Raw genomic sequence first — 11041 nt, forward strand, 5'->3', positions numbered from 1 at the left:
ATGAGAGTTCGAAATGAAACTAGCCGACTTTATCACAGCAGACAGTGTGCTTGCGGATGTGGACGCCGCGTCCAAACTGGAGGTACTACAATTGATGTCGGCACGTGCGAGCGAACTATCGGGGCTTGCCGCAGATGCGATCCTGGGTGCATTGCAAAAGCGGGAAAGTCTCGGGTCGACCGGGATCGGGCAGGGTATTGCCATTCCGCATACGCGCATTGGCGGCCTTGCCAAGCCAATCGGATTGCTTGCAAAATTAAAGAACCCGATCGACTTTGAATCGATCGACGATATGCCGATCGACGTTGTTTTTGTGTTGCTGACCCCGGACGAGGAGCCGAACAAACACCTCGGTGTCCTGGCACTGTTTGCCAGGAAGCTGCGCTCGCCGCGTGTGCTCGATGCTATACGGGCTGCGAATGATGCACCCTCGCTCTATGCCCGTTTTGTTGCAGAGCCGTAGGAAACCTTTGGCTCGAAACCAAAGAGGACGTGCGAACGGGCCGGTGCGTAGTAACCCCGGCGGCAATGATCAGGGCGATGACAAGCAAAATGCCAAGCAGGCGGCGGTCGAACAATCTCATGACCGTCGCCCACCAGCCGGTGCCCTTGAAAAAAGGCGTCATCATCGTCAGGCGTATTTCCGGGGAGCATCGTCCCGTTGACGACTGCGGCAAGCGCGCGCCCTCTTTTCTGGTCTGACGGCCCGATGGGCGTGCGCCACCGTGCTCAGATCGCCCCACGGGTCGGAGATGAGGCAATCATCATCATGGGCGCACCACACCGCCCCTGGCTGGTGCTCACTTTCGGCGAGCGCAAAATGGACGGCTGAGTCCTTGTCGGCGAAGTAACCGCCGACCCGGCGCATCCGGTCGCAAACGATCCAGCAGCCGTCAAGAGACCGACCGACAAAAAAGCGGCAACAATTGTCCGGATTATCGCGATTTTTCAAAGCATATCCCATGGTTCTTCACTTTCAGCTTCAAGCAAGACCCGAAGCGGGCCAAATGGCGTTGCGTTGTTGTTGGGTTCAGATCGGGCAACGACTTGTTACCGCACGGATTCTCGCCCTAGAGCCGCCAGGCGAGGGGCGTTGGCTCAGTCGGCGAAGTACTTTCGCACGATATGAAAACCGCATCGGCCGGATCGCTTTGATCCTGGCTCACGGGTCTACAGAGCCGATCCAGTGCGATCCTGATCTTCTCGGCCGTATCCGGTGAAACAGGCACAAGCGGAAGACGAACCGCGTCACTCATGCCACGACGGTACTTGAGCGCGTATTTGATGGGGCAAGGATTGGGATCGAGATCAAATGCCTTGTAGAGGGCCTGCAATCTGTCCTGGATGTACCTCGCCGTCGACCAGTCGCGCTTCATACAGGCATTGTGCAGGGCGACAAAGACATGCGGCAGGACGTTGGCAACCACAGAAATGGTGCCATCGCCGCCCGACAGGTTGAACGCGTGCGAGGTCGCATCGTGCCCCGACAAAAGGATGAAGCGGTCTTCAAACGCGCGGCGCATTTCCTCAACGCGCCTGACTTCGCCTGTGGCGTCCTTTAGACCGATGATCGAGGGGATTTCGGCAAGCCTGGCGATTGTCGCCAATGAAAGGTCAACGCCGGTCCGCGATGGCACGTTGTAGACGATGAGCGGCAAATCCACACGCTGTGCGATTGCCTCGTAGTGACAGACAATGCCTTCCTGGCTTGGCTTGTTGTAATAGGGCGTGACGACAAGAGCTGCGTCAGCGCCGCACGATTGGGCCGCTGACGTGTGGGCAATGGTCAGTTCTGTGCTGTTCGTGCCGGTTCCGGCAATAACGGGGACCCGTCCGTGGGAAGCTTTTACACAAGCTCTGATGATCTTCAGCCGCTCGTCCCAGGCAAGCGTAGGCGCTTCACCTGTTGTTCCGCAGGCAACAAGCGCGCTGATGCCGAACTGGATCTGCCAGTCCGCCAGATCGATGAGCGCGTCATGGTCGACGACGCCGTTTTTGAAGGGCGTTATGAGAGCGGTCATAACGCCCTTGAATCGTGACGATCCTTCTTCAATGCTGTGGGTCATGTATTTTCTCTTTGGTTGTGTCTCTGGCGCCTCGAGGTCGAAATTTCGTGCGCGCGTCACATCATGTGGTTGAAGGCAATCCACAGTCTGAAGCCTGCGGCGCCTGCCAGAAGGACAAAAAGCACACCGGATGTTACGAGCGCAGCGGGGGTTTTCCCATAAAGGCTGCTTCAGCCATTGGCCTTGGTGGCAATTTCGCATTCAATCGCATCGTCATTCCAGGCACTCCTGTCTTTAAGTACATGGTCATAACTATCATGGCGCCTGTTAGGAATTCGATTGTGCGTCAAAAGCATTTACATCAAGAAATCGTAAAGACGTTTTGCCTGTATCTCCTAGATAGACAATAGACAAAGAATTGTCTCAGTAGCGCCTTGGATATATATGAATTTTTTATGCCGAGCCGAAGAACCCACAATGGAATTCATATGGAGAACACGCTACATTATCTTCCTGTACTCAAATTTGCAGAGTTTACAGGATGCATGACCTTACCTTGATCTTGGCGATCGCTGCGGTCGCCCTGCTTGCCTACCAGGCGGAGGTCGATGATCGGCCGCCGGTCCATCAGGAACCGTCGACCCGCTCTCGTGCGGCCGACTGGCCAATCCTTGCCTGCACGGCGACACTCATTGTTCTCCTGGTGCTGGCCATTTTCTTGGCTTGAGGCAAAGGATGCCGCATCTGGCAAAGACCAGAGTCCCGCAAGGCGGGCACAGGGCAGCGTTGATGGTTCTCAGAACCAGACGTCGCCGACGGTGCGTCCATCCATCGGCAGATCGTCAAAACTGTGGAGCCCGTCAAAACGCTGGAGTGGAATGCGCGCCACATCCATAGGATCGGCGAGACGAAGATTGACAGCTATTCGTGTCTGGCCCCTGTCATTGGGCCTTAAGCTGCGCCAGCTGATGAGGTTGCCGCAGACCTTGCAGAAATTGAAGGACAGCGTGCGGGTACCACATATGTAAGCGGTCATGGCGCCCGTTGGATCATCGACCTTTATTGCCTCACCATCGTATCCGTAGGCCCATAGCACCCCATAGCGACGGCAGACCGTGCAGTTGCATATCCTGGCATCGGGTATATTTCCGCGAACCTCCCATCCTATTCCACCGCAATGACAAGAGCCGCGCGTGATACCGGGTGTACTTCGTGGCGTTTCTCCCATGGCCATCCCCTTCTCATTGTTGAACGGTGGAGCACGATCAACCTCGCGGCTCAGCAAACAGCGCTGCGACCAACAACGGATGGCTGCATTTGGCCGTGTCATGGCAAGCATCTGCGGGCACGCGGCAAGGCGAATCTAGCATTTTTTGTCGTTGGAAAAAATCGCTTCAGATGCGTTAGGTGTCCCGATCCAAGATCGCCTTTTGGTAAAGTCAACGCATCGTACAGAGCCCCGCAAGTTCGCTTCGCGAGGGCGCTTGCGAGAACGCGTCGAACTGGTAACTGAATGAACCTTTGATCCACAAGCGGGTAAAAGACGAACTTGAAGTATGGCCCCTTAAGTGCCTCTGGGGGCTTGCCTTTTAGCGTTCGCCGATGTTTCCCCTAACCGACACGGTCTTCAAGCCGTTGGCCTATATGTCGATCTCGCCCTGTTTGTGGAGGTCGGCCTCGCGCTGTTTGTCCAGATCCGTCATGCGTGGAAGGTCGTAGACCGTCCCGTCCGACAGGACGAGGGCGTGGACGACACCCAAATCCCCACCCAGCGCCTTAACCTTCGTTGGGACGCAGGGCTCGTTGACCTCGCACTCAACCTGGATGAAAACGTACCAGTGGTCGCCACTGCTGGAGACGGTGACTTTCTTCACCGTCCCGCAAACGGGGCGGTGCGCCATCATGCGAACCCATTTCGCCTTGGGAGGAAAATCTGCTTCGGGTCGGGAAAGCGAAGCTTTCATTGTCGAACTTGCTGCGCGGTTTGGGATGGGCGGCCCGTCCCTCAAAGAAATTCAGGAAGCCTTTGTGAAGATCGGCGATGGCCTGCTGAAACTATGGGGCGGGCGTCTACGAAGGCCGATGTGAAAGGCATCGCAACGACCAGCCGCGAGGCTGGCGCCGCTTTTTCCGGCCTGATCGATCCGGCCGTCATGGTATGCTTTATCGCTCGGCGACACCGGCTATGCGTGTTTCCGCTTCACCGCCGCCCGGGGCCAGACCAAGGTCCGAACAGGCAAGGCATAGGTCCGGGGCCCATATGCTTTCCGGTGAACATGGTTTCTCATGGTTAAGGAAGACGGCCATCAGGCTCGTTCGCAACACCAAGTGCATTGCGGCAATCCTTAAGGAGATTTAACCATGAAAGTTACTCGATCCATTCTAGCAGGCACGGCATTGATCGCGCTCGGCATCTTCGGCCATACGGCAAGTGCCGGCGCAACGCTTCGCACAGACGACCACGCAATTAAGTCAAGCCCAACACACCCGGTTCTCATGGCGCGGGGCGGTTCGGACAATAGCGGTCGCGGCAGCGATCATGGTGGCGGGGACCGCAGCGGACGCGGTGGTGATGACGGCGGCCGGGGCGATGATGGCGGCAATCATCAGGGACGCGGCACCGATGACCCGGCCGGCGACGATCATGGGGGCCGAGGTGAGAACCAGCGCGGGCGCGGTGCCGACGACGCTCCGGGCGACGATCATGGCGTCCACGATGGCGTCCATCATCAAAATGACAACCATGAGATAAATCACCGAAATGACGACCATGAAATTCATCATCGCAGGAAAGCCGATGATCGACGTGTTATGATAACCATCGAAACACGTGCAGTCGCTGTTGCCTGAGATTAACATCGGTTCCTGCCAACTGGATTTTCTCCCGCGACCGGGCAGCCATGTAACGGCGGCACAGAACGTGAAGGTAGCGCGAACGATGTTGCGAGGTGAAATTTGATTCTGGCCCGAACAGACAGGCCTTTACGCGATCGCAGGGCCGCGCTTGCAAGGCGCGGCTCCATAATCCTCCTTGCGCTTTTGCTCACCGTTCTTGGCCCGGTGAGCCAGGCCTTTAGCGACAAGGGTTCGGGGGGTGGCTCGGGTAGTTCAGGTTCAGGTTCGGGTTCCAGCGGCTCCGATAGCTCCGGTTCAGGTTCAAATTCAGGTTCGGGATCCAGCGGCTCCGGCAATTCCGGATCGGGTTCAGGCTCGAGTGGCCCAGGCTCCGGCGGTTCGGGGTCGGACAGTTCCGGTCCAGGTTCGGCGGGATCGCGCGAGGGCGCAAATGTCAGCGGAACGCGCGCGACATCCAAAGCCGGCGGCCAGGAACGGACCTATCAGGGCGGGTGGAAGGAGCGCATCCGCAATGGCCGCTACGAAATCTTTGATCCCGAAGGCCGCAGGGTCATAAACCGCCCGGCGCTGCCAGCCGACGCGCTTCGCATCAACCAGCAAGGCTCTCGCTAGGGCGCGTCAGGACTGCGAACGCGCTTCGCGCAGCATAAGCGCGGCCTCGGTGCGGTTGCGCGCCTGCAGCTTCTGAAGAATGCTGGTCATATGGTGCTTGATTGTCTTCTCCTGAAGGCCGATCTCCCGCGCAACTTCCTTGTTGCTTTTGCCGTCTGACACAAGCCTAAGAATCTGCTCTTCGCGCGGCGTCAGGGAATGAATGGCCTGCGCATGAGCTGGGCCGCCTGATTGATCGCTGCGGCCGGCGGCGCTGGAACCACGCAATTCGGTCAGGATGCGCGCTGCAAGTGCCGGTGACACATAGCGTTCGCCGGCGACCACGTTCCTGATGATCTCACAGAGGCCGGCAGCTCTGACGCCTTTGAGGACATAACCATGCGCACCGCTGCGCAGCGCCTGAAGCACGTCCTCATCATTCTCCGACACCGTGAGGATGACGACTTTGAGCTCGGGGCTCGCCTCGAGGATGCCAAGGAGGGCATTAAGGCCCCCACCGGGCATCGACAGGTCGAGCAGCGCCACGTCAGGCCTCAGTTGCTCGACCAACCGGACCGCATCGCTTGCCGTCGATCCATCGCCGACGACCGTGAAACCTGCCTCTTCGGACAGGCTGACTGTGACGCCCTGCCTAAAGAAAGGATGATCGTCGACGACGATAATCCGGATGTTGCCGTCATTCATCTCCGTTCCCCTCCCGGAATATGCATGGTTACCGCTGTCCCGCCTCCCGGCGATGAACGAACATCAAATGTGCCCCCCAGTCCCGCCAGACGTTCCTCAAGGCCGGTGAGCCCGAGCCCCGCGGTCACCCGCGCCCGGTCGAAGCCTTTGCCCGCGTCGGCAACCGTCACCGTCAGCCCGTCGGCCGAGTGGGCAACGGTTACCGTCTGGCCGATGCCCTTGGCATGGCGAAAGGCATTGTTAAGTGTTTCCTGGACGAAGCGGTAAAGACCAATCTTCTCAGCCTGACTGAGTTCTGGAAGAGTGCCTGGCGATTGAAAGCCGACACTCGTTCGTGTTCTGCTTTCGTGCGCCCTGATCACACGGATCAGAATATCGCGCGTTGAGAGTTCGTCGAGTTCAGGTAGCGTCAGTCCGCGGCAAATATTGCGGACATCCTGAAGGGCTTCCTCGAGAGAACCCATCACCGCATCAAGATCGGAACGCGCTGCAGCGCCCTTTGCCGCAGATTCGAGCCTCAGGCAGGCAAGCGCGATGAGCTGCGCCGGACCATCGTGAAGCTCGGCGGAGATGCGCCGGAGATACTGCTCGTTGAGCGATGCGGTGCGGTGTGCTGCCTGCTCGGCGCGCAATCGAAGCGACCTGTTGGAGCGAAGCAGCCGATCGAGCTCTTCGAACCGCGATCGCAAGGCGTTAGCCTGGTGCGCAATCAAGCGGCTGCCGCGCGCAACGATGCCAAAAAGGATTGCCAGCATGGCAAGCGTGACGAGCCCAACCACCATCCAGCTGCGCAACCGCGCGCGGGCAAGATCGGATTTAAGGTCCGCGGCGAGTTCATAGAATTCGGCAACACCGATCACGCGGCCCGACCACGGCTGCCTTATCGGACTGTAGATCTCCAGGAGCGGAACGCCCTTTGCCCGTTCCGGCGCATTCTCGTCACTGTCGAGCTTGTCAAATTCTGCCTGGACATCCCCCGCCAGCGCGCCCTGCAAACGCTCGGTCAATGGAAAGCGGTGGCCGATGATATTTGGCTGATTGCTGAAAACGATGCTGCCGTCTGGGCTCCAGATCTTGAATGATACCAGCTTTTCCCCGAGCACACCCTGACCGAGCGTTTCTGTCAGTGCCAGTCGCGCCCCTTCGCCAAGTGTATTGGAATCGGCAAGTTCCTGGGTAAGCGGCCCAATGACGCTGTCGACGTAAAGTGCGGTCGCCGCGGCAGCATTGCGCGTCACCGAGGCCTCGATCCGGGACGTGACCCAGAAGGCGATGACCGCCATGCCCGCGATCAGGACGACCGTTGACGCAAGGATGAACTGCCGGGCGAGGCTCATGCCGCCGAACAGTTCCGGTGTGTCTGCGGCCGAAGCGGACCTGGCGCTTTTCGTCATCAGCTCTCCAAAGACCGGCGCATCGTCAGAATGACTGTGTTAGCTGACAAACACGCCAGCGCCTCGACTTATTCGCCGCCGCCTCAGAACGATCAAACAATGAAATGCAGGCGTTGGTGATCGGTTGGGAAAGTGGGGGAATAGAGTTCAGTATTGAAAGGAGTGGAATGGGGTTTGGCACTGTGACCACGGAGCTATGAAAAAGAATTCAGAAACGACGGGCCAAAGCCCATCTCAGGCGCACCTTGGGCGTGCGTTATTGTTCTTGTGGGTTATTCGCGTCAAGGTTGAGACTGGTATTCGATGGGAATTACATTGTTACCAGACAACAATGTACCGAAATGATGGACCAAATTCCATGGCGGCACACCCACACTCTCGTGAACGCGGCTTTTGTGGAAAACTCTTCGTCGTAATAGGTGCCGCCCACTCTTGCGCGTAAGGACACTACTGCTGCCTTGTCCAGCAGCCTGACGATGCGGTCGTAAACGTCCATTTGATGCACCTTGAGTATTCCAGTGCGATGGGCCTCAAGTTCCTGCTGCTTGTCCACCCGCCGACCGAGATGGTCGATGAAGGTAAGATCATCTGCCAGCAGCACATCAAGCACATCGGCGTCACCCGCGAGCGTCGCAGACTGCAACTGATCTTCCAACGCGTTGATGGTGGATTCATCTGTCATGGCAATCAGTACATTAGCAACCCCCAGCTTCAACCGCCAGAACCGAAAACCGTCAACGGGACGGTCAGCGGCAACGTCGTTACTTACACCTACGCGCAACCGATAGACGGGCACCAGTAGACCAGTTTTCGTGCCTTGATAGGTTGATGAATGATGTGCAGGATGCGCGCTCGGCCAAGTGGAGCTATTGAACCGAGCGGGGAGCGGAAAATGGATGAAGCTGCTTTCACAAAGTGGTCGTTAAGGGCCGCGCAGTGGGGAGCGGCCTACCGGGCATCCCTTCGCGATCGCCCGGTTCGTGCGCAGACAGATCCCGGAGATATTCGTGCCCAATTGCCTCCCACCCCGCCACAAACGGGCGAGAGCATGGAGGCCATCTTTGCGGACTTCGAGAAGATTATCTTGCCGGGTATGACTCACTGGCAACATCCGCGCTTCTTTGCCTATTTTCCCGCCAACGCCGCCCCTGTCTCGGTCATTGCGGAGTACCTTGTAACGGCGATGGCGGCGCAGTGCATGCTGTGGCAGACTTCGCCAGCGGCCACCGAACTGGAGACGAGCGTTCTGGATTGGCTGCGCCAGGCGATCGGTCTTCCTGATGGTTTTTCTGGTGTTATCCAGGATTCAGCCTCTTCTGCCACGCTGTCGGCGGTTCTCGTCATGCGCGAGCGCGCACTGAACTGGAACGGCAACAAAAAAGGCCTTGCTGCTGGCCCCAAGCTGCGGGTCTATGCATCCGATCAGGTTCACACCTCGATCGATCGTGCCATTTGGGTGTCCGGCATTGGTGAGGAGAACCTTGCCCGCATTCCGGTCACGGGTGAATTGAGGGGTATGGATTGCAAGGCGCTCGAGGCAGCTATCATTGCAGACAGGGCTGCCGGATATTTGCCGGCCGGCGTCATCGCCTGCACAGGCGGCACCAGTGTCGGGGCTTGCGACAATATCACTGACGTCGTTCGGATTGCGCATGCGCATGGGCTCTACGTTCATGTGGACGCTGCCTGGGCGGGCGCGGCCATGATATGCGAAGAATTCCGTTACCTCTGGGCAGGCGTAGAGGAGGCAGACTCGCTCGTCCTCAATCCGCATAAATGGCTGGGGGCGCAATTCGATTGCTCGGCGCACTTCATCCGCAACCCACAGGAGCTCGTGCGGACCCTTGCCATCCATCCGGAATTTCTGAAGACCCATGGCCGCGATGGCATCATCAACTATTCGGAGTGGACAATCCCGCTCGGGCGGCGGTTCCGCGCGCTGAAACTCTGGTTCCTTTTGCGCTTTCACGGGCTCGATGGCCTGAAGACGATGATCCGCAATCACGTTGCCTGGTCAGGTAAGGTTGCAGAGCGGTTGGCCAACACACCTGACTTCGAAATCGTTACCAAGCCGATGCTCTCGCTGTTTTCGTTCCGGCACCTCGCAGCTGCGGACCTTAATGCCCATAACCTCGACTTGGTCAAAGCCATCAACGATGATGGCCGCATCTATCTGACGCAGACGCGCGTCGATGGTCAGGTGGCCATTCGGTTCCAGGCAGGACAGTTTGGCATGACCGAGGACGATGCCGACTACGCATTCAAGGTGATCACTGAGCTTGCTCAAGAACCGATTCGACCGTGGTAGTGGCAGGTCGGTCGCATTTGGGCGGTAGCTACCCGGTTCGTCAATTTTTGCAAAGGGGAGGAGAAGCAAATCAATCTGCATCTGACGGATGTCATTCTAACAAGCTATATCAATGAAAAAATCGCCGCAGGGCCGACTCGCATGAGCTTTGAAGCGATGGCGGAACGCGTGAAGGCCGTGGTTGGGTCCGACATGGATTTCGACAGGTTGGTCGAGCAACTCCTAAATGAGGGCTGCGCCTCACTGAAGCTGAAGGTTAATCCGAACACCAGGATCACCGTTTCAATGGTGCACTCGTCCTAAGCAAAATACGCTCCGGACCAATTTAGGTTTCGCCCAAAATAAATGAAGGCGGCCAGCCGGGATGGTAATCGTAATCAGTTGGGGCGGGAGAGGAGAAGCATGGCGTTCGCAATCAAAGCCGAGGTTTGCGATCCGCGGGCGAAGACTTTCGCGTTCACCGCGCAAAAGACGATGTATGGCGGCAAGAACATCGCTGAAGGCGACGCGGTCTTTGTGTTCGCGAGCGAGAACGAGGGCGGGCAGGGTCTCGTCGCGCGCGGCATTGTCACCTGCGCTGAAGCAATCGCGAAGCGGCCCGGCATTGCTCGCCAAACGCCGCGCGTGAACCTCACTGTCAGACGCACCGCGCTCGCGACGCGATCGTTGGGGAAAAGAGAGCTCAAACATCTCACCGACTGGGACGACGGCCAGCCCGGGACTGAGCTCAATTTCAAATTCTATCGTCAGCCAACGAACAAGATCGCCGGCATCTCGGATGAAGCGGCGGCGTTCCTCAGCAAATTCTTCCAGCAACGATGACATCTGCCTCTTCAAACGTCATGCGCCCAGCGGCAACCTGACAATCAAGGGCTCTTGCCGGAAGCCGACAGAAGTGCGAACGATCATCGGTCATCGTTGAGGCGTGAAGCGCATGAAGGGCTGCCGAATGTCACGTCAACCCGCCGTTGCGAGCCAACCGTCAATGGAACCAGGAAGGGAAGACGACATGTTCCTTTCTGCGAAGCCTTGGCAAGTACCCTGTCGACGTCTAAAATTCACTCCCAGCATGGGGAGACTTCGATGACTTCAAGCTTCAACGTCCACGATGCCGCCGGCTACGAGCAACTCATGGGTCGCTGGAGCCAGAAGCTTGCCCTTTCATTCATCGACTTTGCGGG

14 protein-coding genes and 1 pseudogene are annotated in these 11041 nt (G+C 57.9%); 8 read left to right on the forward strand and 7 right to left on the reverse strand.

The features are described 5' to 3' along the window. Window positions 1–13 precede the first annotated feature (13 nt). Together AAAB35_RS24525 and AAAB35_RS24530 are read left to right on the forward strand one after the other, a co-directional pair. Complete coding sequence (locus tag AAAB35_RS24525) at window positions 14–463, forward strand: PTS sugar transporter subunit IIA (protein WP_340670905.1); 450 nt, start codon at window positions 14–16, stop codon at window positions 461–463. 198 nt (window positions 464–661) lie between these two features. Further along, window positions 662–832 (forward strand): hypothetical protein, encoded by a 171-nt coding sequence (locus AAAB35_RS24530; RefSeq protein WP_340670906.1) that lies wholly within the window; start codon window positions 662–664, stop codon window positions 830–832. A gap of 238 nt (window positions 833–1070) precedes the next feature. Here AAAB35_RS24530 and dapA read toward each other — a convergent pair whose 3' ends face one another. Further along, window positions 1071–2066, reverse strand: a complete 996-nt coding sequence (dapA, locus tag AAAB35_RS24535) for a 4-hydroxy-tetrahydrodipicolinate synthase (RefSeq protein WP_340670907.1) — start codon at window positions 2064–2066, stop codon at window positions 1071–1073. Between the two features lie 481 nt (window positions 2067–2547). Here dapA and AAAB35_RS24540 point away from each other — a divergent pair, with 481 nt between their 5' ends. Then, window positions 2548–2733, forward strand: coding sequence for a hypothetical protein (locus AAAB35_RS24540; RefSeq protein WP_340670908.1), 186 nt, complete (start codon window positions 2548–2550; stop codon window positions 2731–2733). A 69-nt stretch (window positions 2734–2802) separates the two neighbouring features. Here the strand turns inward: AAAB35_RS24540 and AAAB35_RS24545 are convergent, their stop codons facing one another. The 3 genes from AAAB35_RS24545 to AAAB35_RS24555 all read right to left on the reverse strand — a co-directional run bounded on the left by AAAB35_RS24545 (window position 2803) and on the right by AAAB35_RS24555 (window position 4790). Continuing rightward, window positions 2803–3234: a GFA family protein gene (locus AAAB35_RS24545; protein ID WP_340670910.1), complete on the reverse strand. Its 432-nt coding sequence runs from the start codon at window positions 3232–3234 to the stop codon at window positions 2803–2805. A gap of 412 nt (window positions 3235–3646) precedes the next feature. Next, on the reverse strand, window positions 3647–3970 hold the full coding sequence (locus AAAB35_RS24550) for a hypothetical protein (RefSeq protein WP_340670911.1): 324 nt from the start codon (window positions 3968–3970) through the stop codon (window positions 3647–3649). 508 nt (window positions 3971–4478) lie between these two features. Beyond that, entirely contained in the window at window positions 4479–4790 is a 312-nt protein-coding gene (locus tag AAAB35_RS24555; protein WP_340670912.1) for a hypothetical protein, read from the reverse strand. Window positions 4791–4961: 171 nt separating this feature from the next. Here AAAB35_RS24555 and AAAB35_RS24560 point away from each other — a divergent pair, with 171 nt between their 5' ends. Beyond that, a complete protein-coding gene (locus AAAB35_RS24560) occupies window positions 4962–5474 on the forward strand; it encodes a hypothetical protein (RefSeq protein ID WP_340670913.1) in 513 nt (170 codons plus the stop codon). Between the two features lie 6 nt (window positions 5475–5480). On the opposite strand, the gene AAAB35_RS24565 is transcribed toward AAAB35_RS24560, so the two are convergent. From AAAB35_RS24565 to AAAB35_RS24575, 3 genes are all read right to left on the reverse strand, one after another. Further along, window positions 5481–6158, reverse strand: coding sequence for a response regulator transcription factor (locus AAAB35_RS24565; RefSeq protein ID WP_340670914.1), 678 nt, complete (start codon window positions 6156–6158; stop codon window positions 5481–5483). Further along, window positions 6155–7552, reverse strand: coding sequence for a sensor histidine kinase (locus AAAB35_RS24570; RefSeq protein WP_340670915.1), 1398 nt, complete (start codon window positions 7550–7552; stop codon window positions 6155–6157). Before AAAB35_RS24570 ends, AAAB35_RS24565 begins: the two co-directional genes overlap by 4 nt. A gap of 310 nt (window positions 7553–7862) precedes the next feature. Then, window positions 7863–8234: a nuclear transport factor 2 family protein gene (locus AAAB35_RS24575; protein WP_340670916.1), complete on the reverse strand. Its 372-nt coding sequence runs from the start codon at window positions 8232–8234 to the stop codon at window positions 7863–7865. Between the two features lie 210 nt (window positions 8235–8444). Here AAAB35_RS24575 and AAAB35_RS24580 point away from each other — a divergent pair, with 210 nt between their 5' ends. The 4 genes and pseudogenes from AAAB35_RS24580 to AAAB35_RS24595 all read left to right on the forward strand — a co-directional run. Continuing rightward, a complete protein-coding gene (locus AAAB35_RS24580; protein WP_340670917.1) occupies window positions 8445–9860 on the forward strand; it encodes a pyridoxal-dependent decarboxylase in 1416 nt (471 codons plus the stop codon). Window positions 9861–10001: 141 nt separating this feature from the next. Next, window positions 10002–10163, forward strand: coding sequence for a hypothetical protein (locus AAAB35_RS24585; RefSeq protein WP_340670918.1), 162 nt, complete (start codon window positions 10002–10004; stop codon window positions 10161–10163). Window positions 10164–10205: 42 nt separating this feature from the next. Then, window positions 10206–10682 carry a hypothetical protein gene (locus AAAB35_RS24590; protein WP_340670919.1) on the forward strand — a complete coding sequence of 159 codons (477 nt, stop codon included), beginning with the start codon at window positions 10206–10208 and terminating at the stop codon, window positions 10680–10682. A gap of 261 nt (window positions 10683–10943) precedes the next feature. Then, a pseudogene (locus AAAB35_RS24595) lies at window positions 10944–11041 on the forward strand (SAM-dependent methyltransferase); the annotation flags it as partial.

The organism is Phyllobacterium sp. (assembly GCF_037994425.1).
Lineage (GTDB): Bacteria > Pseudomonadota > Alphaproteobacteria > Rhizobiales > Rhizobiaceae > Phyllobacterium.